Origin of the sequence: Candidatus Methylacidiphilum fumarolicum (genome assembly GCF_949774925.1) — a bacterium.
GTDB classification, from domain to species: Bacteria; Verrucomicrobiota; Verrucomicrobiia; order Methylacidiphilales; family Methylacidiphilaceae; genus Methylacidiphilum; species Methylacidiphilum fumarolicum.
In genome coordinates this window covers 2,194,949-2,220,835 of sequence record NZ_OX458932.1, presented here as the reverse complement: position 1 = coordinate 2,220,835, position 25,887 = coordinate 2,194,949, and the positions used below count along the sequence as shown (strand labels likewise).

Genomic DNA, 25,887 nt, shown 5'->3' with positions numbered 1-25,887 from the left:
TTATCAGCAGAGGGAAGGTGATAATTTCGCTCCAGGCAATAACCCCTGCAACGCTTAAACGAAGCATCAGCTTTGCAGCTGAGGGAACTTGTTGGTTGAATGTCCAATGCCCTCGTCGAGCGTTACTTATACGAGGCCTCAGCCCTGCGACTGAAGGAAACTTTTTGCCTTTCGGCTGGTTAGTGTCTTTTCTTGCTCCCTACAGAAGCCATTATTCCACGAACCGTTTTTACAACAACAGTAAAAAACTTGCTCTACTGTGTTTTTTTTTCAGCTAAGAGTTTAGTTAAAAATAGATGACTACATAAGACCAAAAGCCCGCTTGTAAAGAAATATAAAATTTTCAATTTATTCCTAATAGCCTCGTCGAATCGGATCGCCGTTGTGTTGCGGACAAAAAGATTCCGCCGAATGAGGCTGTCGTCAATGGACTTGAGAAGTAGCCCGTAGCTTGTTGGCCCCCAGTTGTTCCGATATTGATTGCCTTCCATAAGGATTCGCTTGGAAAACATCACGGCAACGCCGGCTCCGTTTCGTTCGAAGAGGTTCGTTCGATAGACATCATCGTTGGAGAACATGAAGTGAAGTCCATAACGGAGATTACCAATCGACTGATTCCCCTCGACAAGACTTTCCGTCACGAATTCGAAATAGATACCATCTCGATGCCCTTGCACGCGATTCCCATGGATCTTCATCCGCTGGCAACTCCAAAGGTGAATTCCATTGGCCGAAGCGCCTTCGGAAATCGCATGTCCCACAATCTCATTGTTTGCCACCGTGCATTCCTGGGCATTCGCGCAGTAGATCGAAAAGAAGTTGTTTTCAAACCGGTTGGCCTCGATTTGGCAGTTTTTCCCTTTAAGGAGCTTAAGGGCGGCGATGTCGATCGAGTAGCTCATGCCGGAATTTCGGAAAACGATGCCCGAGATCCGGACACCGTCGGACTCAATCCGGAGCATCTCGTAACGTTTTTCCCCGTCGATCACGGGCCATCCTTCTCCTTCGATTACAATTGGGCTTCGGATTAGGAGCGGGCCTTCTCGATAGACGCCGGACTGCAGGACAAGTCGATCACCCGGCTGCGCTGCGGCGAGGGCGCTCCGCAAAGTGGAAAAGTCTCCCCCCTGAGGGGAGACGATCCAACTTCGAGCCTGAACGGCGGAAGGAAGCAGTAGAGGGGGGACTAGGAGCAAATGAAACCCAAGCCAGCGAGATGGTAATGAAGCGAAGCTTCGCATTATTGAAATCATAATACACCCGTCTAATAGCTTCTCTAACCCGTAGTTCGCCTGAAGCGGAAAAGGGAAGTAAATGCTCGGGAAGCCGCGTGCTTACTTTTTGCGGACCAAGCGGCAATCAGCAGTGCGGCGAGGATCAGGTAGCTTCCCGCCGCTGGCAGTGAAGTCGCCACAAAATTGAGAAGGTGTTTGCTGCCGAAGAAGGGAGGCTGATAAGCCATGCCAGGGATTTGTATCGCTGCATGCGGATCCAAATGATGTCCGTAATCGTATTCCCATCGGTAGAAGTCGATGGCAACCGCGAGGCAAAGAGCTACGGTCAGACCAATCCAGATCCACGCAAGCCTTCGCGAATTGGCCAGGGCGGTAAGCCAAGCGAAGAGAGCGAGAGCAACCAAGATAGGCCGACCGAGTTTGAGCTCTGGGACCAGGTCCGGATTGATAGACTGCATTCCGATATAGTGATTCAAGAGGTTGATGTTGCCCAGATCATAAGGGGTGCTACCACGAATGGTGTGGGCCCAAATTTCTAGCGAAAGCCCTTCGGGATACTGAGGCGCGGTGAGGGTGATATGCCAAAGAGGGAAGAAGAGGGCAAGGAGGGTCAAGCATCCGGCAACGACCATTCCCGATCGTACCAGCTGCCCCTCTTTGCGCGGCACCCTATTGCCCATGACGTCTTCACGGATAGGACCAATCCCTTTGTCTTGCTCTGGAGAGGGGGTTGTGGATTGGGATTGGGCAGGAGGAGTGTTAGCCTCCTGTGTTTGTCCCTGGGAGAAAAAAAGCGGGGGAACAAACACCGATATCAACCCTATCAGGAAGACTTGCATCCTTTTTTTCATGGTGGTCTTAATTGTAATAACATTATTAATAAAATTATCATTATAATAAATTTACGTCAAACATAAAAGATGAAGGCGTCACAGAGAAGTGCGATAACCGCCTGGACTAGAGGAGCTGGATGGTTCATGAGATTGGGGCGGGAACGGATTTAGCAGAGAGGAAGGATCGCAGGGGGGGCAATTTTGTGAGCGACGAAAAAGGTCAGGTGGTTGGATGCGGAGATCTTGGGCTACACGGCTGTAGCGGTCGTGGCGGCGGGACTACCGGTTTCTGGCATGCGTCGGGTTCCTTGACCGTAGGAAGCGGAGGCCCACGGAGCCTCTTGGCAGTTTTATCGCTGCAACATTGCGGGTCAACTTGGGTTGCTTTGAGGAAGGCGGCAATAATGAGGTATCGGAAGCTTCGAAAGCCTCTGGCCATCCTTTTAGCAAGATAGATCAGCCGATTGAACGCCTTACAGCTGGAAGCGTCAGAAGTCTTGCCCTACAAGGTCCTTGCCTCAGTCGAATCGGGCTTCGTCGATCTAAAAAGTCATCTTGAGGTCCATCCCGTCTATTACAACCGGCCGGACCAGGTCCGTGACTATACCTGGATCTGCCTTCTGGATGAGGAACCTACTTGAGGGGGGAATGGGTGGCCACGGGCTTTCCCTTAGAGGTGCCCAAGATGCTTTGGCCTCTTTAGGCGATCCGCTTAGTCAAATTCTCTCTGAGAGGACGGCCCCTAATCGAGCTCTTCTCTCGGATTCCCTCCGAGCTGATGGCCTCCTTCAAAAGATCGATCTGCTCTCTCTCTTCGCTTCCCCGCCCAGGTGAGCCACGTAGCCAGAACGAAAAATAATATCCGTTCTGCTGCAATTACTTGCGGTTTAAAGTTCCGGAGGTTCAGTTAATTCACCGGAGAATTGATTATTTTCTCCCAGAGGCGTGATGCACGTTTTGTTACGGCGCACGTGGAAGATTGGCTAAAAGTCCTTTCGCGAAAAGATCCAGCTTCCCAGGACGTTGAGAAGAACAATCCAGAGCGCAAGAGCCATTCCACAGAAGATCAAGCCACTGCCGCTAAAGAAGCGGGAAAGAATGGCGCCCGTGATGCCCAGGAGAGCCGCAATGTCGAGTTGGAGGACGACGGCGAGGCGGGCAACCTCGATTGGATTAATCAGGATCAGAGAGATCACGAGGAGATCTGGAGCCGGTCCTCCACCCATCTTACAGGCCCAGAGGATCACCAAGTCATGGAGGAAGGCCAAGTAAAGCCAGAGAACAAGAACCGCACCTACGGCTGCGACCCGCTCCCGCGAGAAAAGGCAAAACAGAAAGCCCGAACCGATCGAAATGCACGCTAAGGCTAGGATGGCTCCGACCAATAAGCTCAGGACGAGTGCCCCCACCGCCTCGAAGGCAGCAAAAAGAAGCGGAAGAAGGCCGATCAGTAGGGCAGACCCAAAGGCCAGCGAAAACGCGAGGAACTTTGCTTGAAAAACGATCATACGGGAGATGGGTTGGGGCAAAACCAGCTCGAAAAACCCCTTTTCGGCAGCCATCTCAATGGCTGCTCCAAGTGTTCCTAGGAGTGAAACCAAGTAGGGAAAGAGCCCGGTGACCGCAGCCAAAGCCTTCCGGGAATCTCCGGTTGCCCACAGCAGACCAATACTCCCCGCCGCAAAGATCACGGCCGATCCCCATATCCAGGGTCGGAGCAGGGCATCGCGGAACTCGCGGCCAAAAAGATTACGAAGCTTGTCCATGTCGACGATTCTCCAAAATTTGCGCAATGGCTCTTTCCAGGGTTGGAACCTTTTCGGTTTCCATGATTTTCTTAGGGTTTCCCTCAAGAACGAGGTTCCCGCGTTCCAAGAGCAGCAATCGGTCTCCGACCTCCGCAACATCGGCCATCGAATGAGAGGAGAGCAGGATAGTCTTGCCTTCCTCTCGTTCCATACGCAGAAGGTCTTTGAGCCGGGTAGATGCGATCGGGTCCATACCAGCGGTCGGTTCATCCAAAAGAAGAATGGGGCTGGAAAACATGAGAGCGAGGGTGCAGGCAACCTTGGCACGGGTTCCCCAGGAGAGAGTGCCTAAGCTGCGTTTCATTTCGGGAGCGAGCTCGAAGAGCCGAACGAGATCTTCTTCCCTGGAGGCCGGTTGGGCGCGAATTTCTTTTAGCCAGCGAATGAGCTCGCTTGGGCTTCGATGCTCTGGGAAGTCGTAGACCTGCGGCATGTAGCCAATCAGTCGCCTGACTTCGGGATCTCGACGAGGATCTTTCCCTCCCAGTCGAATCGAGCCTCGATCGGGACGAACTAACGAGCAGAGAATTTTAAGAATCGTTGTCTTCCCGGAACCGTTGGGACCGATGAGGGCAGTAATGGTGCCCTCTTGCAGCCGGAAGCTTACGTTTTTCAGAGCAATCCGCCGACCGAAGCGCTTGAAAAGGCCTTCTACTTCGACCATGTTAGTCTCTCCATAGAGGGATACGGGTTAACCAGCACCGTAAAGATGAGCATGGGAAACAGGTCTTCCACAAAGTCCAAGGGCTTCTTCCAAGGACTCTCTTGCGGCTAACCCGCCAAAAAGTAAGAAGAGCGCCGCCGAGAAGTTTTGGTAGTCTCATGGAATCAAAATCTCCGTCATGAACGGGCGAATCCTTCTCTCCGCAGGAAGAGCTGTCCAAGGAGCTCCTCTCGATCATCCCCTGCTTTTCCAGCCGCCTTTAGGGTTTGCGCAAATACAAAAACCCATCGCGCACCTCCTCGGTAACGAGTGAGGCGCAGGTCTTGTTCAGGGTAGGGTTCCAAAAGGAATCGAAAGGATTTGAAAATTTTCAATTTTTTTAGTCTCTACTTGGTCAATGACAAAGTCAAACGAAAGCCGTTGAGGTCGACATTGCGAATATAACCTTCATGTCCATTTAGACTTTGTTACTAAGTATCGGTGCGGAATCTTCACCAAAGAGATTTTGTAAGACCGGCGCCAGTTTATGGACTTCGTCTGTAAAGATTTTGAATCCGAATGATTGGAGTTTGACGGGGAACATGTCTATGGGCACTTTTTGGTGATCTATCCACCCAAAGTGGCCATATCCGCGCTAGAGAACAGTCTGAAAAGGCCTGCCCAGCTGCCTGCTTCGAAAGAAACACTTTAGGCAAATTCGCTGAAAGCCCTTGGGTGGGCATCTCTGGTTTCCAAGTTATTTCGCCGGGAGTTGTGGGGGCGCTCTTCTGTTCGTTATCAGGCAGTATATTGAGAGTCAGAGAACACTGGGATGACGTGCCTTATTCTCTTCCTGAAGAGGGTTGCGGCGAGTTTTCAGATCAACGGAGTAGGAAAGCACATCACTCTACCGGTTCGATATGGACGACTACATCGGTGATATTCATCGGGGAAGCACAGAGTTTATCTTTAACTTTATGGCCGATAATATGCCCTTCTCTCACTGTCAGCGTGCCGGATACCATCACATGGATATCCATCAGTAGACCGTGGCCGCTTTTGCGAATTCTACATTTTTCAATCTTTATGACTCCTGGAACTTCTTCTGCGATATTTCGGATTTTCTGTTCAATGTTCTTTGAGGGAGCCGTATCCATCATTTCAAGGAAAGAAGGTCTAATAAGATGAATGCTGTTCCAAAAAATGATTATTGCTGATACGATCGCTGCGATGCTGTCCGCCTGTTTTAACCCAGTAGCGACTGCTATAAGAATTCCAAAAAAAGCGGATAAAGAAGATAACACATCGGAGCGATGATGCCAGGAATCAGCACATAAAACAAGACTGCCGGTATTTTCTCCAAGTTTCTTAAAGATTCTATAAAAAATCTCTTTTATAATGACGATTATGCCAATAGCAGGAAGGGTATAAAGGGAAGGCAATGGTGTGGAAATCCATAAGTTTTTTATGGCTTCGATGGATACGAATAGTGTGCAAAGCATAAGGAGTATGGAGACGATAAATGCAGCTATAGGATCAGCTTTCCCATGGCCAAAAGGATGGTTAGGGTCAGGAGGAATTTGAGAAATTTTTATTCCAAACCATACAAGCAATGAAGAACCTATATCAGCCAAGGATTCTAGACCATCGGCACTTAAAGCAAAAGAATGGCCACTAAGTCCAAAAGAAATTTTTCCAGCAGCCAAAAGGAAATTAACCAGAATGCTTAAGCTAACGAAGAGGTTGATCTGCTTTTGTTGGTTCATTCAGACAAAGGATTCGATTAGCCAGATATAAGCTTGGAATAGTTTAACATTTTGGAATAAGGATTCATGTCCATTTTTTTAAATTTTATTTTTTTTGAGAAAATATTATGGTATGAAAAAATGCAAAAATTACTAATTCTCAAGGAGGTAAGCATTGAAAAAATTTATTTTTGCTCTCATTCTTGTTGCTTTTCAGGGTTCTTGGTTGTTTGCAGCTGAACAGGTAACTGTTAAAGGAGAACTAGTCGATTTGGTCTGTTATATTGATCATGCTGCTCGTGGTGAAAAGCACATGAAATGTGGCCGTACTTGTCTTAATGCTGGGTTGCCCCCTGGGTTGAAGGGAGAAGATGGAAAACTATATATAATTGTTGGAGAGCATAAGCCAATAGGGAAAGAAGCCGCAAAGTATGCCGACCAAAAAGTCACAGTCAAAGGCAAATTGGTCAGTGCCGACGGATATCATCTGATTGAGGATGCTGAAATTATTCCTTAATTTCTTTGTCGAAAGTATTTTTAGTTCTTATTTTTTAACTTTAAATGAGGATAGGGTTGATTGTTTCCTTTCAACCCTATCCATAAAGCCTTATTAAACCGATCGACATCCAATTGATCTTCTTTAGAAAAATCTTCTTCTGACATCAACGCGTTCCAGAACGCGCTATCATGCGCTGGATGTTGGACTGATTTTTTGTTCGGAAGAGGAAGATCGGTCGTGTTCAGTATTTCTGGAATGATTGCTGTATAAGACCAGTTTTTTTGTTTCAAATCAAAGATATTGCTCATAGGTTGAGAAAATTGGTCGTAAACGGATAATGAACCTAGGCCAAGAATTTTTTCAATGGTTTTGAGAAGATTAATTGTCGTGTATCTAGTTGAGATAGTAATTCCTTGTTTAACATATGGTCCAATAATCAGTGCTATGCTTCGATGGGCATCCACATGGTCAATCCCATTTTGCGCGTCGTCTTCAATCACGAAAATAAGAGTGTCATCTTTATAAGGGCTATGAGCGATCTTTTCAACAATGAGTCCAAGGGCATAATCATTGTCTGCCATCTGAGTTTCTACTGTATCAATTTTATCTATTCCTTGACCAAATAATCCAAAATGATCGTGTGGAAGCCTTATTAGTTCCAGCGTGGGAAGATTGTGATTTTTTACAAAATCATCAAATTCCCTTTCCCATTCTTTAAACCTCCAAAAATCTGGGTATTTCATATCGAATCCGCGGTAAAAAAGATCACTGACTTTAGCTAGAGAGGCCTTGGTGGGGAAAAATTGAACGATATTTTCCTTATAGGGATTCCTGGCTAAAGGAATAAATGATGGATGATCTTTTGGTAAGTGATATCGAGTCAAATCTCCAAAAAACCCATAATTTCGTATGGAGATTCCTTTTCTTATGGCCTCATCCCAGAGATAACCTAGCCCTAACTCTCCTTCTGGTCCATCGGGAGCAGAAATATCGCTATTCCCTGGGAGAATGTCTGGATCTTTGGGTAAAAGAGGATCAGCTTTTTTTCTGGATTCAAAAGACGATTCCCCAATATTGATATTTCTGTTCATTCCTTCCCAATCATAAGTGATGCCACGGCCACTATAGTGGAGAGGAACAGTTTTTTCTGTGATGTCTAAAGACCTCGCTGCAGTACTCCAAAGCCAACCATTGCCACTCACTTCTCCACTATCAAGAAAGTTGTCTAAAAGGACAAATTGAGAAGCCAGTTTTCTGTGATTGGGGGCATAGGGTGCTAAAATCGCAAGATCTGGATCTCCATTACCCGCTTTCAGATCGCCAAAAAGCTGATCGTAACTTCTATTTTCTTTGATAATATAAAGGACATGATGCACAAGAACATGGAGCTTGCTAAATAGAGAAGGTGGCTCTTTGGAAGCTTCTTTTAGATGATTATTTTCAATGACAGCTTCCGTAAGAGTTTTATAGGTGTTGGCTTTGAGTTGAGGAAAGCTCAAAAGAGTCGAATAGTATTTTTGTAGGATAAATTGATTTTTCGATAACCACTTTTTAAAAAATTCGTTATTTAAAGCTATTGGTTTTTCCCATTGTTCATTGTTTGGACCAAATCGGCTTTTAAAATTACAGACATAAATCCATTTTCCGTCGGATCGTAGGCCCACGGCAGAAGGATACCAGCCTGTTGGAATGAGGCATAAGAGCTCACTTTTCAATTGAGGATTTTTCTTTTTTGTTATCCCTTGAGCATAGGGGCTTAGTTTGATGAGGGAAAGACAGTTCATTCCACCATTCGTGACATAAAGGAATTTGCCGCTAGGATCGAGTGAGAGGTTATTGGGAGCAGCTCCTTGGAGTAGCTTTCCAGAAGGTTGACCCATTGTCGGGATGGATTCTATGACTTTGTCGATGCTTGTATCGACAATAGTTAATCGGTCAGCATTATCTTCAGTAATATAGGCTCGATTAAAAGTGCTATTGACAATGATTCGATTGGGTTGGCCTTGAAGATATAGTCTTTTAGAAAATTTCATGGTGTTATTTTCGAAGCTGATAATGTCTATTTCTCTATCTCTAAGGCTTGAAACATAAATTTTATTATTGCCTATCCAAGCGAGGTCTAATGGATATTCCCCACCTGGAGTTCCGGCATATCTAGGGTCGATTTTCCCAGGACGAAGATCAAGTTCTCCAATTTTCTTCCAGTTTTCCAAATCGATCATGCTAATGGAATCATTAGTAAAATTAGCAACCACAAGGAATTTCCCGTCTGGACTGACTCGAAGGCCAGAAACAACTGGTTTAGTCTCAATACCATTTCCTTTCGAATGATTAAGGCTAAGAGGAGGACGAGAAAGGGACCAACGTTGTTCAAAACCTTTAAAAGCATAAATGACATCGTCCATACCACCAGATACGTAAAATTCTCTCCCATCTGGATTCCAATCAATCCCCATAAAAGAGTTGGGGATACTCACCATAGCCATTTTTTGAGGATAGCCTCGGGAGATATCGTAAATAAAGACATGTTCTTTAGATTGTTCAGGAATGACTTGTCCATTTGGATTAAAATGCTTATTGTAGCCACTTGTCAAAAGTAGCAGGGTATCTTCGATTGGGTTTATCGCTATGGCTGTAGCTCCAGAAACAGGGAATTCACCCGAATCTGTGTCTACCACTATATCTTCTACACGATATCCAGGTATTTCTGAATAATTAATCCGAAGACCCGTAGAACTATAACCTTGATCTATGCCTTTATCACTTTGAGAAGCCTGAAGATGACTAATGACCAAAGGAAAACATAGAAAAAAAACCAAATAGAAAATACAATTAGACATTCCTTCTGAAAATTGTAGAGAAAAACTAAGATTGCATTTTGTTATCAAATTTGAAATTTATTAAGTTTAAAAATTGTTAACAAGAAAATAATAGATTTACTCGTATTCCCTTTTTCATTCTTTTGTGGCATTAGTATTATATTTTTTAGTTGCATGCACTCATAGCTCAACGGCTAGAGCATCGGTCTTCGGAACCGAGGGTTGGGGGTTCGAATCCCTCTGAGTGCGCTTCTCCTTTTCCATTGTTTTATCTCCTTGTTGCATAGAAAAAGAGTAAAAAACTCTCTTTCTAGCTTTTGAAATCCCAAGTAAATTGCCAAATAGAACTAAAAGATTAAACAAAACATGCTATTCCGGCTAGAAATCGAAAATTTTTACTCCATAGCCGACCGACAAGAGATTGACTTTTGCCTCCGAGTCCCTGATGATCCTCGTTTTGCACCTATCTATCCAAATGCTAAGAAGCGGGCTCCCAAGGTGGTAGCGGTCTTTGGGCCAAACGCTTCGGGAAAAACGGTTTTCCTTCGGGCGATTTCGTTTTTGGCTTGGTTTGCCACAGACAGCTTTCAACTTCCACCATATCAGCCACTGCCAGATTTTCAATTTAAAAACGAACATTGGGCAAAAAAGCCAACGCGGCTGGCAGTGGAAATCGGACAAAGGTCGCTTTTTCCTGGAAGAGAAGGAGAAGCGGGAGTGTATCGGTATGAGGTTGAGATTCAAGGCCAGAAAGAGTCGTTACCTTCTTCTGTCACAAAAGAATCTCTTTCCTACAAACCCAGTACGGCCCGGAAGCCATTGCTAGTATTTGAGCGGGGAGATGATGGAAGGATCCAAGGAACTGATTTGTTTCCAATCCTCTCATTACCTTCTGTTTTCAAAATCCGTCCCAACACCAGTGTCATTTCCACGTATGCACAGCTAGGCCATCAGATAGCCATTGAGTTCCAAAAGGTTTTGCAGGGAATTCGGTACAATCTTTTTTGGTATAAGGAGGCTCTCTCTCTTGAACGGTTGATTCTTCTATTCCGACAGGACCCTGAACTTCTGAAACAGGCCAACCGGGAACTGCGTCGGCTGGATTTAGGACTTCTTGAACTAAAGATTTCTCAAAATGGGGAGCTTATTTTTACCCATCAGGGCTTAAAAGAATCCATTCCATGGGTTTTAGAAAGCAATGGCACCCAATCTTTTCTTCGCTCTTTCCCGCATCTTTGGATGGTTTTGAAAACTGGTGGGATCGCCGTTATTGATGAACTGGATGCTTCCATTCATCCTGATGTGCTTCGGGAGATTATCAGTTGGTTTTGGGATCCTGAAAAGAATCCCTCTGGCGCTCAGCTATTCTTTAGCTGCCATACTATTCACCTTTTAGAAGAACTCAAAAAAGAGGAAATCCTTTTTTGTGAGAAAACCCCAAAAGAAGGGTATACCAGGATGTATCGGCTAGCCGACATTGAAGGGATTAGTGATAGCGAAGATTTTGTGCGCGGCTATAGGCAGGGTGTCTATGGGGCCCTTCCTAACATTGGATGAAGAAGCAACCTCTCTCTTTTCTAGAAAGCCTAAAGAGGAAATGAAGCTGAAGAAGAAGAAAAGTATCTTTGTTGCGTGTGAAGGCGAAAGCGAGCAAGCCTACGTAGCCCTGCTTAACGAGCTGGCACAGGAAAAGGATCCTCCCCTACCCGTTTTTCTTAGATCTTATAATGTCAAGGGGGGTGGACCGTGTAAAATGGTGGCAGAAGCAATCAAAAAAGCAAGCAAGGGAGACTACACATGGAAGGAAAAAGTGATTCTCATGGATAAGGATGTGTGTAAGAACAATCCCGATGAATGTCAGAAAGCAAAAGAAAAAGCCAAAGAAAACGGATTTCTTATTCTTTGGCAAGAACCCAATCATGAAGGCTTTTTGCTACAGCATCTTTGTGATGAAAAGGGAAATCTATCCCTTACTGCAGAAAACGCTCAAGACATGCTAAAGAGGAAATTGGATTTGCGCGAATATAAAAAACCACTAACAAGGTATGAGTTACGTAGCCGAATCGGTGCCAAGGAAATAGAACGAGCGGCAAAAAAGATAAAGAATTTAGGGGAGCTTCTCGAATGGATGTATTGGCCCTTGCCTAAATAACGATGCCTTAGAAGCTTCCAGTGACTAAGCCTCTAGAAGCGCTACTTCTTCCCTTCGTCAGAGGCGAGTAGCAAGAGAGCTATGCGTCCTAGAAAATGTAGGGATGGCTAGGCCACTATTTTCTAAAATTCAATCCATGGACACTTATCCTTTGGCAAAGGAACTGCCATCCATGCTGTAAGGAAAGATGATAGGTTGTATCGAGGTAGTAAGAAAATGCTACATATTTTCATACTCCATCATTTTTTTGATTCGTGGAATATGCCGACCGCCTTCGAAAGGGGTTTCAAGAAAAATTTTAACTATCTTCAAGGCCATTTCTTCAGAAATTAATCTTTCTCCCATAGAGATAGCATTAGCATCATTATGGAGCCTGCCCAGACGTGCCGATTCCTCATTAAAACAGTAGGCACAACGTATCCCTTTGACTTTGTTGGCCACCATAGCTTCTCCATTGCCCGAACCTCCGAAAACGATGGCTCTATCAGCTTTTCCTTGAGCAACCAATAAGGCAGCTGGTCTTATATAATCAGGATAATCTACCGGAGGATCCGCAGCAAATGTTCCGCAATCAATGACTTCTAGGCAAGACTCTTCTAAGAATTTTTTTACCTTCTCTTTATAATGAAATCCTGCATGATCAGACCCTAAAGCGATTTTCATATAGGCTATCTTGAGAAAATTTTATACTGGAAGTCAAGTTATTCCCAAATGGTGTGAAACGTTCCTTCCAGATCAATTCTCTCGTAGGTATGGGAACCAAAATAGTCTCGTTGCAGTTGTATTAAGTTTGCTGGTAATTTCTCACTTCTGAAAGCATCAATGTAGCTTAGTGCGGAAAGAAAAGCGTATGCCGGTAGGCCGACTTTAATTGCGTATAAACAGAAGTTTCGCAGAGATCCAAGGAGATTTTTTTCTTCTATTTCCCTAAAAATATTAGGATCTAATAATAGATTAGATAATTGAGGATTGGCTTGGAAAGCCCCGCGAATTTTTTCTAAAAACTGCGAACGGATAATGCATCCTCCTCTCCAAACTTTAGCCACTTTCTCTAGGTCAATGGAATAATCGTATCTTTTGGAAGCTTCACTCAATAAGGAAAAACCTTGGGCATACGTACAAATGATGCTTAAAAAAAGGGCTTTCTTGAGCTCTTCATAAAAAGGAGAAGAAAAAGTTTCTTCTGAAATGTCACTTACTAGGCCTGATTTAAAATGCTGTGCATATGCTTTTCGCTCTTCCACTCGAGAAGAAAGGTTTCGCATGGTAACCGCTGCATCAATGATTGGGGCAGGGACTTGGAGCGAAAAAGCTTCTTCAGAGGTCCAAGCGCCTGTTCCAAGTTGCCTAGCAACATCGAGGACTTTATTTAACAAAAGGTCGTTGGACTTATCGTCTCTTTTACGTAAAATATGGACTGTTATTTCCATCAAATAACTAGCTAGTTCTTCCTTAGACCACTGTTCAAAAAGATCTGAAATTTTCTTTTCATCCAACTTAAGAACCCTATGCGCAAAGTCGTAACATTCTCCAATTAATTCCATGATTCCATATTCGATTCCGTTATGAACCATCTTTACATAATGACCCGCCGCACCTCTACCCATATAGTCCACACAAGGCTCTCCTTCAACTTTCGCCGAGATGGCCTCTAGCAACGACCTCAAATGTTCATAGGCCTCCTTATCTCCCCCAATCATAAGGCTAGGTCCATGACGAGCACCGCTTTCTCCCCCAGATGTTCCCATGCCAATGAAAAAGATGTTTCTGTTTTTTAACTCCTTTTGTCGTCTTTCCGTATCACGGAAAAAGGAATTGCCTCCATCAATAAGGATATCGCCACTTTCTAAAAAAGGGAGCAGCTCTTCAATGACCTGATCCACAACATGACCTGCAGGAACAAAAAATAAGATTTTTTTTGGTTTTTCTAGTGAATGAATAAAATTCTCAACTGAGTCAAAAGAAGAAGCCATCTCCTTGGATTCTTCCTTGAGGGCGACGACTTTAGAGAGATCCTTGTCCAAGCCAGAAACAGTAAAGCCATGATCAAGAATATTGAGGGCGAGATTTCTTCCCATAACCCCAAGACCAATGATTCCAATAAAGCTTTTTCCCATAATAACCTCGGTTTTAAAAGTGATGAAATATTTGGTTCTTTCTTATAAACTTTAAAAAATATCCGCTCTTATTGTTTCGGAAGAAGACAAAACGATAACTTATTTTTGGCTACTGTTTTGTACCGTTCCGTCAGACTTGCTCATTTCTACTCGTCAGCCGAAACAAAGCTGACTTCCTGCATGATCGAGGCTGGTTTCACTCCTGGCTTGCGACGACGGCCAGCGCCTTCCTCTCCCCAGGCTTCAGATCCAGCAGAACTCGCCGTAGACCCACTTAGTCCTGCTAAGCCATACGCCATGGAATTTCTGGCCACATACACGTCCCGCTCCTGGAGGCTTCCACAATCCTAACAGATCCACTGGCGAACAGCCAGCGACATTTTTCCCCGAACCGCTCCGCAAGAAGAACAGGTATTACAGGACGGGAATCAGCAATCGGCTACTCCCACCAACCCACCATTCCGCCTTGTATTCCAGTTGCTACCAGAATCGAAAAAACTCCTATCGGCAATGGACCTGATCAGGGGATGGCTTTTCAGCTTCTCATGCCCATTCAAATCTTCGATGACAATGGGATGAAACCGTCGGGTGAGGTTAGGCGTGAGCTTTTGTAAGGCTTCTGCAGGATATTGGCGATGCGGGCGTGGAGCCTGGGCAGCTTGGCTCTTGCCTTTTTCGTATTCTCCGACACCGGCAACCTTGTGCCTTTGGGAATCGGAGCATTGCTCGCCCTCTCCCAAGCTTTCTCTTGGCGGTTTGGTTCTTGCATGAGCGACTACCATAAAACAGTAGTGCTTTTGAGGAAGAGGAAAGAAATTTATCCCAGCAAAATTTAGGATTTTATAAGATTTTCTAGCTGTGCTATTTCATCCCTAATTGTAGCTGCTTCCTCGTATTTTTCTTGAGCTACAGCTTTCTTTAAATCTTCTTGAAGGCGCTTGATTTTGGTTTGGTAAAACTGGGCTTTTGCAAACTTTTTTGGAGTCTTTCCTTTATGCACCACGCCCTTATGCATGTCTTTAAGAATGGTTTCGATAATCTCGGAAAAAGTTTCATAGCAGGCAGGACAACCGAGTCTTCCTGTTTTCTTGAAATCGGTTTCAGTAAATCCACACTGGGGACAACTCAGTTCCCCTTCATGAATATGATTTTTAGTCGTTTCATCTCCAAGAAGCATATCGGTTAGAGAAAAGGCCATCGAGTCTGAGATTCCTTTCTCTTTAGCGCATTTCTCACACAGATCTATTTTCTGCATTTTCTCTCCCACAATTTGAGTGAGATGAACTGTAGCCATTTCATTACAAAAAGCGCATTTCATAAGATTAGATACTATTAATATCTTGATTTAAAAAAAATACAAAATTAGTTTTTAACTACTTATATCATATCAGAAATCTTTTGCCTGACAAAAAAAAGATGCGGTTGATCGTTTGTGTAAGGAAGCCAAACCTTCCTCTTGCAGCCTGGTTTGGCATTTACCTTATACCTAGCCTATTCTAGAAGCTATGTAGCCTATAAACCATGCCTATGTTTAACTTAATTAACTAAACAATAGGGAGTTAGTTTCTTGCTGAGCAATTGATTGAATAGAAAAGCAGGAGAGCTGAAGAATATCCACCCTCTATAGGCGAGGCGATTTACCGCATAGCCTATGCTAACTGTTGCACAGAGTGCCGGTGGCGGTCATTCTCTTGGCGTCCTGCCTGTATCCTCCGATAAAAGCATAAAGGAAGGTACTGCCGATGCCTTGCTCACTGTTTTGGAAAACGCAAGGATCTTGTTGGTGTGCTGAGAGTATGTAGGCAGATCGGCTGCAGACAGGAACTGTCAGTTTTTCAAGGGTGGGGCAGCAGCATTCTACTGCCTAAAACTTCCCAGTGTAATAGAATAGGATCAGCATAAGAATCTAAGTATGCTTAGCTGCTTGATCAATTATGCGTCTCCCTTGGCATAAATATTGACCCCTGAATGTTGTGTTAGCTCTCTAAATTTTTTCATGAGTAAAAGGGTGATCTCGCCAGGCTTTCTTTTTCCTATGGGTCTTCCATCCACCTCGACGACAGGAGCAATTTCGGCACCGGTTCCAGTAATAAAAACCTCTTCTGCTGTCCAAATGTCGTATAGGACCAGATTCTTTTCTTCTGTTTTCAATTCCATCTCTTTTGCCAAGGAAAGAATGGTTTCTCTTGTAATGCCTGGTAAGAGGCCTGCGGATACTGGGGGTGTCATCACGATGCCATTCTTAACTAAAAAAATGTTCTCAGAGGTACATTCGGCAATATGATCGAGTTGGTTGAGCAAAAGCCCTTCATCTGCTCCTGAAAGATTGGCTTCAATTTTTGCTAATATCTTATTTAGGTAGTTTAAGGATTTGATGGCTGGACTGATTGAGCCATGTGAGGATATGCGTGTGGAGACAGTCCGAACGGTAAGTCCTTCTTGATAGATTTTTGGATTATAAAGCAAAATTTTATCAGCAATAATGAAGATGGTAGGTTTTTGACAGTGTAGTGGATTGAGTCCTAAATCGCCTATACCTCTGGTAACGACAGCTCGAATGTAACCATTCTCGATCTCGTTTTGTCTACAGGTTTCTAGAATAGCTTCGGAAAACTCTTCAGGAGATAAAGGAATGGATAGATTTATGGCTTTGGCAGAATCAAAGAGTCTTTCAATATGCCTTTCTAACCGAAATACACGTCGGTTATAAGCTCTTATTCCTTCAAAGACCCCATCTCCGTAGAGCAGTCCATGATCGAATACCGAAATTTTAGCCTCTTCTTTTGGATAAAAAAGACCATTGATGTAGATTTTCATAATACCGTTTCCTTCATTTTATTTGATCCATCATAAGGTAGACAATAAAGGGAATACCTCAGATTTCAGTTGAAAACTTGCTTTCTATTTCAGTTATTTTTCCATGACTAAGCAAGAGTTGTTTATCTCCTAAAGATGCAATCTCTCTTTCATGGGTTACAAGAATGAGTGTTTTGTTTTTTTCTTTTTGAATGGATAAGAGCAGATTTATGATCTGTTTACCAGTTTCTCCATCCAGGTTTCCTGTTGGTTCGTCGGCAAGAATCACGGGAGGATCGTTCCTTAAAGCTCTGGCAATAGCTACTCTTTGTTGTTCGCCTCCCGAGAGCTCATTGGGTCGATGGTTGGCTCTTTTCTCGAGTCCAACGGCTTCTAATAGTTCCATAGCTTTTTTTTGGTTTCCTTTTCCAATGATTAATGCGGGCAGTTCTATATTTTCAAGAGCCGAAAGCTCTGGCAGGAGATGATAAGATTGAAAAACAAATCCTATTGTTTCTGCCCGCCATTTGGCTAATCCTTTGGCAGAAAGTTGCAATATATTCTCTCCTCGGTAAAGGATATAGCCTTTATCTGGTTTTTCTAATCCTCCAAGGAGTTGCAGAAGAGTCGTTTTGCCTGATCCTGAGGCTCCCTGGATGGTAAAAAAAAGACCCTCTTCGAATCGAACATGGAGTTTAGACAACACTTCAATACAGGCTGAGCCAAGTATATAGGATTTGCTGATGGAACGAGCTTCAAGAACATAATTATTCATACCGCAGCGCTTTTGCTGGAGTTAACTTCGCTGCATTCATTGCAGGGATCCAAGCCGCCAATATGCAAATGACAATAGCCCCAAAACTTATGCCGGCAACCAGTAGAGGATCTATTACCATTGGTATTGTTGAAAAATGATACACATCGGCCGAAAAAAGGTCGATGCCTAAATGCTTTCCTATAAAATCTCTAAAGCTGTTTCTATAATATAGGGAGAAGCTGGCTAAGACAAGTCCTAGTAGAGTACCGAAAACACCAACAATAAATCCATGCAGAACGAAAATAGAAAGGATTTGATCATCTCTAGCACCTAGGGCCTTCAGTAGACCGATTTCTTTGCTTTTTTGGACGGTAATTGTAATAAGTGTACTGCACAATCCAAAAGCGGCCACGATGATTATAAAAAACAAAATGAAAGTCATGGCGATGCGCTCGATAGCTATCGCTGAAAAAAGAGGTTTATTTTGATCTATCCATGTCAATGCTTCTTCAGGGGGTTGAAGTCGAAGATTTAGCCGTTCTTTGACTTTATTTGCAGCTAAAGGATTTTGAATACGAATAGAAACCCCGTGCACGCCATTGCCAAGACTGTACAAATATTGGGCGTTGGCTAAGGAGGTTATAAAATAACTGGCGTCGTATTCGTAAAGACCAGTCCTGAAAATACCGGTAATGGTAAATTCTGAAGGCAAGATAGTAGTTTGTTTGCCTTTTTGGTAATTGTCTCTGAAAGCCTGGAAGTGTCGAGGGGCATAAATCAGGACTTTATCTCCAAGGTAAGCATCGCTATGTTTGGCCCATTCTTCCCCAACGATAACCGACTCTCCTTCCAAGTCATAACTTCCGGCAATAAGAAATTTTTTTATTGGTATGACTTTCTCTTCTAGATCAATGTTTATTCCGCGTAAAATAGGAGTAGTGATACGGCTGGCGTACTCAACCATTACTGGGCCACTGACAAATGGTGCTGCCCCAACAACCAGCGGATCTTTCTCTACAAGTTCCATGATAGCTTGAGGTCGAGAGAGAATTTCTCCATTGGATACCACTAGGTGGGCATTAAATCCGATAATCTTCTTTTCAAGTTCAAGGCTGAATCCAGCCATCACAGAAAGGACGATAACCAGGACAGCAACCCCCAAGCTGACTCCAAGAACCGACAAAAGAGTTATAACCGAGACAAAACTTCTTCTTGGACGAAGATAGCGAAGGGCTAGAAATAGACTAAAGGGCAGATGCATAGCGCTAATTTTTATGAAATATATAAGAATGATTTATTTTTTCTCTAATCTTTTTCTAATAGCCTGTGCCTTGTTCAATAGTTCAAAAAGAGCTTTTTCATCTCCTTGCTGCAGAATGTTTAATGCTTTTTGAAATTGTCGAATAAATTTTTCTCCAATCTTCTGAACGTAATGTCGATTGGCCATTAATATGGATTTCCACAATCTTGGACAGCCTGCAGCAATGCGGGTTGTATCTTTAAATCCTGGGCCGACAAGCTGGAGACTTTGGCTGCTTACCGATTCAATAAGAACGGCGGCTAGGAGATGGGGAAGATGGCTTATTTCGGAAACCAGTGCATCGTGTTCTTCTGCTGACAGTTCGATGGGTATGGAGCCAAGTTTCTCCCAAAAAGTTTTTATGCAGTCAATAGCCAGCGGAGAAACATGATTGGCAGGCGTAAGAATCGTTGTTGATCCTTCGAAGAGCAAGCTGTTAGCAGCGTCAAAACCAGATCTTTCACTGCCTGTCATCGGATGGCTGCCGATCCATTCTACTTTTTCTCCAAGGAGTTCAGAAAACAGAGTCATGACTTCTTTTTTAACACTGATGACATCGGTGATAACGGTTTGAGGTTCAATATGGTCTTTAATCTGAAGTAAAATAGTTTTTAGAGCATCGAAGGGGACACAGATCACCACAAGATCGGCTCCTGCAATGGAAGAAGCAAGTTGATGATACAGATCAGCTTCAAGGCCAGATCTTTTGACTATATCTAGTTCTTCCTCTCTGGCTGCAATCGCTAGTTTTTTGCATAGCCCTCTTTCTTTGACTGCTTTCGCTATAGATCCTCCAATGAGCCCTGGTCCAATAATAGTAATTGTATCTATTGGAAAAGTCTTTTTGTTCACTTTTTGTTAAGGGTACGGAGGGGAAGCAGAATGGAAGGGAATGCTTCCAACAGTTTTGATAGTTGTTCTGGAGTTCCAATAGTTATTCTCACCCATTCGGCCAATCCATAGCTTTTCATTGGCCTGATGATGATTCCTCTTTTTAAAAAAGATTTAAAAACATAATCTCCATCTCCAACATGAACGAGAATAAAGTTTGCACTCGAAGGAATAAAACGCAACCCTAATCGATTGAACCCATCTTCCAGTCTTTTCTTCCCTTCTTCTGTTATTTTTAGAGTCTGGAGGATATGTTGTTTATCTTCAAGGCTTGCAGTCGCAGCCACCTGAGCCAGAAAATTGGTATTAAAAGGCTGTCTTGCTCTTTGCAAGTAATTGGCGATGCTTTTTGGAGCTATGCCATAGCCAATTCTTAAACCGGCAAGACCATGCATCTTTGAAAAAGTCCGGAGGATTACGATATTTTCTCTTTTTTTGATAAAAGAAAGAGTTTGGGGAGGATCGGGAACAAAATCGATATATGCTTCATCGATCGCAACGACAACATGCTCAGGAACAGTGTCCAAAAAATCGTAAAGTTGTTCATTGGGAATTCGAGTGCCGGTCGGATTGTTTGGATTAGCAATAAAAATTAGCTTGGTCTTTGGACCTATAGAGTGAAGCATCGCATGAAGATCATGAGAAAAGGAAAGGTCATCGACTTCCTTAAAGCTTGCTCCGAAGAGTTCCGCCATGAGCTTGTAAACGGCAAAGGCATATTTAGAAAAAATGACTTCTTCTGTTGATGAGGATGCAAAAAGATGAAAGAGCAATTCGATAATTTCGTTCGATCCGTTTCCTAAAACGATGTTCTCTGGATCGATGCCCAGAGAAGCGGCCAAAGCCTTTTTTAAAGCATATCCATTGCCATCTGGATAAAGATGGATTTTATGGAGATTTCTAGCGATTGCCTCCGCTGCGAAAGGGGAAGGACCTAAGGGATTTTCGTTTGAGGCCAGTTTAATGATTTCATTGGGACTGAAGCCATATTCTCTGGCAAGTTCTTCAATCGGTTTCCCTGGTTCGTAAGGGGTTAATTTTGTCAGGCTTGGATTGATCTGTGTGGAAATGATATTTGTCATTGGTATGAAAGGGTTGAATGCTGTTTTGTTTCCATTTTGGAGCTGTCAGAACGGAATGTCCACTGCATTTGATAGAAACTGGAGAAATTCATATTTAGCATGAGTAAAGATAATGCTCAAGCAATCAACACTTATGTATTAAATTTTCAAGACCATAAACCAGGGGTGATTTATTTTTTTCTTTCTCTATCTGTAGGAGGGTATCGATTATTTCAAGAGTGGCACTTTCAATCATCTTTAAAGCTCTTTCTGGAGGGATGAGATTGATATCGCCAACATGCCAAAAAAGACAGTTTTTTTCCCATCCGGGAAATAGATTTTTAAGAGGCTCTTTATGCTCCTCTTCCCTCAAAGCAATTCTAAGGGTAGCATTTTGAAGATCTCGAATATGAAGCTGTACTGGATCAGTCCCAGCAAAAGATAAAGGGATATTTTTTTGAATCAGGGTTTCCTTAACAAAAGGCGAGAGAAGCCCAGGGGTTTTTGAGGCGGCAATTCCTCTTGAAAAAGCCTCCCAACAGAGAGAGTGTTGGAAAGCATGAAAATTGAAAATAGCTTGAGCGAATCGACTCCTATAGATATTTCCTGTGCATATAAATAAAATAAATTTTTTCTGCATATATTATTAAAAATGATTATAATATTTAACTAGTAGAGAAATATATGCATTGGGAAAATAAAATCGCCCTAAATTGTCTTTTACAAGTTTTTCTTCTTTTTTCTTGATTGAATAATTTTTTTTAATTTAGTTTTCTTACATATGGCACAAACGACCTCTGTAGCTTTTAATTCTCCTATCGAAGGGGATGTAGTAGTAACTAGGATTGATGCGGCGATCAATTGGATGAGGAAGAATTCTTTGTGGCCAATGCCAATGGGACTTGCCTGTTGCGCTATTGAATTGATGTCTTCGGCTTGTGCTAGATTTGATATTTCTCGATTTGGAGCTGAAGTGATGCGATTTTCTCCAAGGCAGTGTGACGTGATGATTGTGGCAGGCACGGTGACATATAAAATGGCTTATTCGGTAAAAAGGATTTATGAGCAAATGCCCGATCCAAAGTGGGTGATTGCTATGGGTGCCTGTGCTTCCAGTGGAGGAATGTATAGAAGCTATTCGGTTCTTCAAGGCATTGATCAGCTACTCCCAGTTGATGTGTACGTTTCTGGGTGTCCTCCTCGGCCAGAGGCTCTACTAGATGCCTTGATCAAGCTTCAGCAAAAAATAGATAAGGAATCATCCTTACGTCACTTGAAACAAATAGAAGCCTAAAAGAGAAAGCAAGCAAAGTTTATGTCTGTATTGTCTTTTCCATTAGCCAAAGAAATTCAGAACCTCTTCCCTGCGAAACTATTGGAAGTCAAAGAGTTTCGTGGTGAATGGACCTTAATAATGGATTTAGCTATGATCCAGGAGGTTGCGAGGTTTTTAAAGGAAGAAAAAGGATTTTCTTTGCTTCTAGATATTTCAGGGGTAGATCATTTGGGAGAGGAGCCTAGATTTGAGGTTGTATATCATTTTTACAATTTAGAAAAAGGGGTTTCTTTGAGGATTAAAGGAAGAGTGAGTGAATCCAATCCGATCGTTCCCACCCTTGCTTTTGTTTATCCGACTGCTAACTGGCATGAAAGAGAAGCCTACGACATGTTTGGCATTATTTTTGAAGGCCATCCTGATTTACGTCGGATTTTGATGTGGGAAGGTTATCCTTATTTCCCACTTAGGAAGGATTTTCCTGTCGAAGGAAAACCAACGGATCAAAGTCCCATAGCCTTTGCTCGACCAGCCCCTCTGGATGGAGGTCCTTTTGTGTCTTCTCCTGCACCATTGTCGGATCAAAGAGAACCAAGGGCTAAGTGGGATGAAGAGAATCTTGAGGAACTAGAAGAAATTAAAGAATCAGAAAAGCTGCCCCTGCTTCAAAAAGAATAATTATAAAAGAACCATATGGCTGAACATCTAACAAGAGAAGTCCGCATGGAAGTTCCCGATGTAGGAGAGCTTCTCAGAAGTGCAGAAGAAATTTCCGGTGCGCCTGAAGGAGAAAGACTCGTGTTAAACATGGGTCCTTCTCATCCAAGTACGCATGGTGTTTTCCAACTTATTCTTGAATTAGATGGCGAGGTTATCACCAAAGCTATTCCTGAAGTTGGCTATTTGCATCGAGGGGATGAAAAGATAGCCGAAAATATGCACTATACCCAATTTGTGCCTTATACCGATAGGCTCGACTATCTTGCTCCTTTAGCCAATAATGTGGTCTATGCTTGCGCGGTGGAAAAGCTTTTAGGTTGGGAAATTCCTCCTAGAGCACAGGTTATTCGTGTGATATGTGCTGAAATTGCTAGAATTTCTTCTCATTTGATGGGGCTTGGGGCTTATGCGATGGATTGTGGAGCTGTTTCTGTCTTTCTCTATACTTTTACAGAACGAGAAAAGATCTATACTTTGATTGAAGAGCTTACGGGAGCTAGATTTACAACAACCTATACAAGAATTGGTGGGTTAAGCAGGGATTTGCCTCCAGGATGGCCTGAAAAAGTAAAAGAGTTCGTTAAACAGTTCTTACCTAAAGTGGACGAGATAGAAGGCCTTTTAACTAAGAACAAAATTTTTGTTGATCGGACTCAAAACATTGGGGTCATTTCCAAAGAAGACGCTATTGATTATGGCTTGACTGGTCCGAATCTAAGAGGCAGTGGGGTCAATCATGATCTAAGGAAAAAGAATCCCTATCTTGGATATGAAAAATATGATTTTGAGGTGCCTTTGGGGAGTGTGGGAGATTGTTTTGATAGATATATGGTGAGAATTGAAGAAATGAGGCAAAGTTGCAGGATTCTAGAACAAGCCTTATCGGATATCCCCATGGGGCCAATTGCTGTGGATGAGCCCAGGGGGTATCTGCCTAAAAAAGCTGATGTTTTGACGAAAATGGAAGAGCTGATTCAGCATTTTATTATTGCGACTCAGGGAGTGAATGCACCTGTTGGGGAAGTATATTTTGGAGGAGAAAATCCAAAGGGAGAGCTAGGCTTTTATATTGTAAGTAAAGGCGGAGGGGTGCCTTACCGGTTAAAAATTCGGTCTCCATCCTTTGTTAATTTAAGTATATTGCCTAAAATTCTTCCAGGGCATCTTTTAAGCGATGTGGTAGCTATTTTGGGGAGTTTGGATTTTGTCATGGGAGAGTGTGATAGGTGAAGGGGAGTCTGCCCGATTTTTCAGAAAAAAAGAAGCATGTTTAGTATTAGTTGTATTAGTAAGGCATTGAAAAATGAACGCGACAGAAAAAGATGTTCCTCAGTTAGAAGAAAGTTTTCTTGAAGAAGCTGAAAGGATCATTAGTCAATATCCGGTTTCTAAAAGAAGCGCTTCCTTGCCTTTGCTACACTTATGGCAAAAGCATTTTGGATTTGTTTCGCCGCAAGGGGTCCAGTGGATTGCGGAGAAGTTGGGTTTAGAACCAATAGCGGTAGAGGAAATTGCGACTTTTTATCCAATGATTCGTCAAAGGCCCCTTGGGCATTATCAATTTAAAGTTTGCAGGACACTTTCCTGTGCTTTGGCTGGAAGCTACGAAATTTTTGAATATATCAAAAAAAGTTGCAAAACCGTTAATGAAGTTGGGCATCATGTTTATGTAAGTGAGGATGGAAAGTTTTCTGTAGAATTTGTTGAATGCTTAGCAGCCTGTGGAAACGCCCCGGTGATGATGCTTAACGAAGAAGAATGGATGGATGTGAGTCAAACTAAAATTAATGCGATACTCGATCATTTAATGAGGGAAAAGAGAAAAGAGGAGTTATAAACGCATGCCTAAAGCTGAATATAGACTGATACTTAAGCATGCCGATGAGCCTGGTTATACTGTCGATATAGATTGCTATCTGAGGCATGGGGGATATCAAGTTTTGAAAAAGGCTCTTGCCATGGCACCTGACCAGATCATTCAAGAAGTCAAGATATCAGGCTTACGAGGCAGAGGTGGGGCAGGTTTCCCGACGGGAGTAAAGTGGGGCTTCATTAATCATGAAAAAAACACAAAACCAGTCTATTTACTTTGCAATGCGGATGAATCTGAACCAGGAACATTTAAGGATAAACAGATTATTTATAAAGATCCGCATCAGCTGATCGAGGGCATGGTCATCAGTGCCTATGCCAATCGAGCCCATTTAGCTTATATCTATATTAGGGGAGAATTTGCAAAAGGTGCTGAAATTCTTGAAAAGGCCTTGGCAGAAGCAAGAGAGAGAAACTTTTTAGGGAAGAACATTCTAGGCAGTGGGTATGATCTAGAAATTTATGTTTTTCGTGGAGCTGGAGCCTATATCTGTGGTGAAGAAACCGGTTTGATAGAATCCTTAGAGGGAAAAAGGGCGTATCCAAGAATCAAACCCCCTTATTTTCCAGCGGTACTAGGCTTGTATATGTGCCCAACCATCGTCAATAATGTGGAGACACTCTGTCATGTAAAGCATATTGTGGAGATGGGAGGGGCTGAATATGCTCGAATAGGCACCCCAAATAATACTGGCACTCGAATATGGTGTGTAAGTGGAGACGTTAATAAGCCTGGTTACTATGAATATCCTTGTGGTGCCATCACTTTTGGAGAACTTCTCTATGAGATCTGTGGCGGCATTAGAAATGGCAACAAGCTCAAAGCAGTAATTCCTGGTGGGTCGTCTGCAAAAGTTTTACGAGCGGATATAAAATACAAGATTCCTAGAAAAAAAGAGGATGGATCGACAGAGGTGGTTGAGATGGGGCTAGAGGATATCCCATTAGATTTCGATACAGTTGCTGCTACTGGCTCTATGTCAGGATCAGGGGGAATAATAGTAATGGATCATACACGGGATATGGTTGAATGCTTGCGGAACATTGCTGAGTTTTACGCCCATGAATCCTGTGGCCAATGTACGCCATGTAGGGAAGGCTCACTTTGGATGAAGAAGATGCTTGATAGAATCTGTACTGGTGGGGGAAGGCCTGAAGATAGTAAATTACTTCTTGAAGTAGCTAATCATATTGCTGGTAGAACCATTTGTGCCTTTGGAGAGGCTTGTGCTTGGCCTGTGCAAAGTTTTGTAGAGATGTTTGGAGAAGAGTTTGATGCGAAGCAAAGAAAAGAGTCTTCTTTGGAAATTCTTGAACCCCTGACAAATAGGACTGCTTAAATTGATTATAACAAAGCCAACGG

Annotated in this window: 27 protein-coding genes, 1 tRNA gene and 1 pseudogene; 12 read left to right on the top strand and 17 right to left on the bottom strand. The window is 43.1% G+C overall.

Translation table 11 applies throughout. The features are described from left to right. Positions 1-254 precede the first annotated feature (254 nt). The gene (locus QOL44_RS10120) at positions 255-902 is read right to left on the bottom strand and encodes a NosD domain-containing protein (protein WP_390886889.1); all 648 of its coding nucleotides are present in this window, start codon (positions 900-902) and stop codon (positions 255-257) included. Between the two features lie 374 nt (positions 903-1,276). Continuing rightward, on the bottom strand, positions 1,277-2,086 hold the full coding sequence (locus tag QOL44_RS10115; protein ID WP_009058208.1) for a hypothetical protein: 810 nt from the start codon (positions 2,084-2,086) through the stop codon (positions 1,277-1,279). Between the two features lie 119 nt (positions 2,087-2,205). Between QOL44_RS10115 and QOL44_RS10110 the strand changes: the two genes are divergently transcribed. Next, the gene (locus QOL44_RS10110; RefSeq protein WP_045086471.1) at positions 2,206-2,523 is read left to right on the top strand and encodes a hypothetical protein; all 318 of its coding nucleotides are present in this window, start codon (positions 2,206-2,208) and stop codon (positions 2,521-2,523) included. Between the two features lie 528 nt (positions 2,524-3,051). Here the strand turns inward: QOL44_RS10110 and QOL44_RS10105 are convergent. Continuing rightward, on the bottom strand, positions 3,052-3,861 hold the full coding sequence (locus tag QOL44_RS10105; RefSeq protein WP_194281572.1) for a hypothetical protein: 810 nt from the start codon (positions 3,859-3,861) through the stop codon (positions 3,052-3,054). Beyond that, a complete protein-coding gene (locus QOL44_RS10100; protein WP_009058215.1) occupies positions 3,818-4,540 on the bottom strand; it encodes an ABC transporter ATP-binding protein in 723 nt (240 codons plus the stop codon). Before QOL44_RS10100 ends, QOL44_RS10105 begins: the two co-directional genes overlap by 44 nt. A gap of 178 nt (positions 4,541-4,718) precedes the next feature. Here QOL44_RS10100 and QOL44_RS10095 point away from each other — a divergent pair, with 178 nt between their 5' ends. Both QOL44_RS10095 and tnpA read left to right on the top strand, forming a co-directional pair. Continuing rightward, positions 4,719-4,853 (top strand): hypothetical protein, encoded by a 135-nt coding sequence (locus QOL44_RS10095; RefSeq protein ID WP_266098569.1) that lies wholly within the window; start codon positions 4,719-4,721, stop codon positions 4,851-4,853. Between the two features lie 111 nt (positions 4,854-4,964). Beyond that, positions 4,965-5,355: pseudogene (gene tnpA, locus QOL44_RS10090) on the top strand (IS200/IS605 family transposase); the annotation flags it as partial. A gap of 66 nt (positions 5,356-5,421) precedes the next feature. Here tnpA and QOL44_RS10085 read toward each other — a convergent pair. Continuing rightward, positions 5,422-6,285, bottom strand: coding sequence for a cation diffusion facilitator family transporter (locus QOL44_RS10085; protein ID WP_009058219.1), 864 nt, complete (start codon positions 6,283-6,285; stop codon positions 5,422-5,424). Between the two features lie 154 nt (positions 6,286-6,439). Between QOL44_RS10085 and QOL44_RS10080 the strand changes: the two genes are divergently transcribed. Continuing rightward, a complete protein-coding gene (locus QOL44_RS10080) occupies positions 6,440-6,781 on the top strand; it encodes a hypothetical protein (RefSeq protein ID WP_009058221.1) in 342 nt (113 codons plus the stop codon). A 20-nt stretch (positions 6,782-6,801) separates the two neighbouring features. Here the strand turns inward: QOL44_RS10080 and QOL44_RS10075 are convergent, their stop codons facing one another. Continuing rightward, on the bottom strand, positions 6,802-9,603 hold the full coding sequence (locus QOL44_RS10075) for a bifunctional YncE family protein/alkaline phosphatase family protein (RefSeq protein ID WP_009058222.1): 2,802 nt from the start codon (positions 9,601-9,603) through the stop codon (positions 6,802-6,804). A 155-nt stretch (positions 9,604-9,758) separates the two neighbouring features. Here QOL44_RS10075 and QOL44_RS10070 point away from each other — a divergent pair. The 3 genes from QOL44_RS10070 (at position 9,759) to QOL44_RS10060 (ending at position 11,734) form a co-directional block, all read left to right on the top strand. Next, positions 9,759-9,831: transfer RNA gene (locus QOL44_RS10070), tRNA-Arg, on the top strand. A 117-nt stretch (positions 9,832-9,948) separates the two neighbouring features. After that, complete coding sequence (locus QOL44_RS10065; RefSeq protein WP_009058223.1) at positions 9,949-11,139, top strand: AAA family ATPase; 1,191 nt, start codon at positions 9,949-9,951, stop codon at positions 11,137-11,139. Further along, the gene (locus tag QOL44_RS10060; protein ID WP_009058224.1) at positions 11,114-11,734 is read left to right on the top strand and encodes an RloB domain-containing protein; all 621 of its coding nucleotides are present in this window, start codon (positions 11,114-11,116) and stop codon (positions 11,732-11,734) included. The genes QOL44_RS10065 and QOL44_RS10060 overlap by 26 nt, the downstream gene beginning before the upstream one ends. A 219-nt stretch (positions 11,735-11,953) precedes the next feature. On the opposite strand, the gene rpiB is transcribed toward QOL44_RS10060, so the two are convergent. From rpiB to QOL44_RS10005, 11 genes are all read right to left on the bottom strand, one after another. Further along, a complete protein-coding gene (gene rpiB, locus QOL44_RS10055) occupies positions 11,954-12,397 on the bottom strand; it encodes a ribose 5-phosphate isomerase B (RefSeq protein ID WP_009058225.1) in 444 nt (147 codons plus the stop codon). Between the two features lie 38 nt (positions 12,398-12,435). Continuing rightward, on the bottom strand, positions 12,436-13,851 hold the full coding sequence (gene gndA, locus QOL44_RS10050; protein ID WP_009058226.1) for an NADP-dependent phosphogluconate dehydrogenase: 1,416 nt from the start codon (positions 13,849-13,851) through the stop codon (positions 12,436-12,438). A gap of 146 nt (positions 13,852-13,997) precedes the next feature. Beyond that, entirely contained in the window at positions 13,998-14,150 is a 153-nt protein-coding gene (locus tag QOL44_RS10045; protein WP_166791414.1) for a hypothetical protein, read from the bottom strand. Between the two features lie 129 nt (positions 14,151-14,279). Then, on the bottom strand, positions 14,280-14,633 hold the full coding sequence (locus QOL44_RS10040; RefSeq protein WP_009058229.1) for a hypothetical protein: 354 nt from the start codon (positions 14,631-14,633) through the stop codon (positions 14,280-14,282). Positions 14,634-14,683: 50 nt separating this feature from the next. Then, positions 14,684-15,169 carry a UvrB/UvrC motif-containing protein gene (locus QOL44_RS10035; protein ID WP_009058230.1) on the bottom strand — a complete coding sequence of 162 codons (486 nt, stop codon included), beginning with the start codon at positions 15,167-15,169 and terminating at the stop codon, positions 14,684-14,686. Between the two features lie 614 nt (positions 15,170-15,783). Further along, the gene (gene ilvE / locus QOL44_RS10030) at positions 15,784-16,668 is read right to left on the bottom strand and encodes a branched-chain-amino-acid transaminase (RefSeq protein WP_009058232.1); all 885 of its coding nucleotides are present in this window, start codon (positions 16,666-16,668) and stop codon (positions 15,784-15,786) included. Between the two features lie 58 nt (positions 16,669-16,726). Further along, positions 16,727-17,422, bottom strand: a complete 696-nt coding sequence (locus QOL44_RS10025) for an ABC transporter ATP-binding protein (RefSeq protein ID WP_009058233.1) — start codon at positions 17,420-17,422, stop codon at positions 16,727-16,729. Beyond that, a complete protein-coding gene (locus QOL44_RS10020) occupies positions 17,415-18,665 on the bottom strand; it encodes an ABC transporter permease (RefSeq protein WP_009058234.1) in 1,251 nt (416 codons plus the stop codon). The genes QOL44_RS10025 and QOL44_RS10020 overlap by 8 nt, the downstream gene beginning before the upstream one ends. Before the next feature lie 33 nt (positions 18,666-18,698). Further along, on the bottom strand, positions 18,699-19,556 hold the full coding sequence (locus tag QOL44_RS10015) for a prephenate dehydrogenase (protein WP_009058235.1): 858 nt from the start codon (positions 19,554-19,556) through the stop codon (positions 18,699-18,701). Further along, the gene (gene hisC / locus QOL44_RS10010) at positions 19,553-20,677 is read right to left on the bottom strand and encodes a histidinol-phosphate transaminase (protein ID WP_009058236.1); all 1,125 of its coding nucleotides are present in this window, start codon (positions 20,675-20,677) and stop codon (positions 19,553-19,555) included. Before hisC ends, QOL44_RS10015 begins: the two co-directional genes overlap by 4 nt. A gap of 124 nt (positions 20,678-20,801) precedes the next feature. Further along, entirely contained in the window at positions 20,802-21,296 is a 495-nt protein-coding gene (locus QOL44_RS10005) for an arsenate-mycothiol transferase ArsC (RefSeq protein ID WP_009058237.1), read from the bottom strand. 141 nt (positions 21,297-21,437) lie between these two features. Between QOL44_RS10005 and nuoB the strand changes: the two genes are divergently transcribed. The 5 genes from nuoB (at position 21,438) to nuoF (ending at position 25,864) form a co-directional block, all read left to right on the top strand. Beyond that, a complete protein-coding gene (nuoB, locus tag QOL44_RS10000) occupies positions 21,438-21,950 on the top strand; it encodes an NADH-quinone oxidoreductase subunit NuoB (RefSeq protein WP_009058238.1) in 513 nt (170 codons plus the stop codon). 21 nt (positions 21,951-21,971) lie between these two features. Continuing rightward, positions 21,972-22,610 (top strand): NADH-quinone oxidoreductase subunit C, encoded by a 639-nt coding sequence (locus QOL44_RS09995; RefSeq protein ID WP_009058240.1) that lies wholly within the window; start codon positions 21,972-21,974, stop codon positions 22,608-22,610. A gap of 15 nt (positions 22,611-22,625) precedes the next feature. Beyond that, positions 22,626-23,882 (top strand): NADH dehydrogenase (quinone) subunit D, encoded by a 1,257-nt coding sequence (nuoD, locus tag QOL44_RS09990; protein ID WP_009058242.1) that lies wholly within the window; start codon positions 22,626-22,628, stop codon positions 23,880-23,882. Positions 23,883-23,955: 73 nt separating this feature from the next. Then, positions 23,956-24,489 carry an NADH-quinone oxidoreductase subunit NuoE family protein gene (locus QOL44_RS09985; protein ID WP_009058244.1) on the top strand — a complete coding sequence of 178 codons (534 nt, stop codon included), beginning with the start codon at positions 23,956-23,958 and terminating at the stop codon, positions 24,487-24,489. 4 nt (positions 24,490-24,493) lie between these two features. Further along, positions 24,494-25,864 carry an NADH-quinone oxidoreductase subunit NuoF gene (gene nuoF, locus QOL44_RS09980; RefSeq protein ID WP_009058245.1) on the top strand — a complete coding sequence of 457 codons (1,371 nt, stop codon included), beginning with the start codon at positions 24,494-24,496 and terminating at the stop codon, positions 25,862-25,864. Positions 25,865-25,887: the final 23 nt, after the last annotated feature.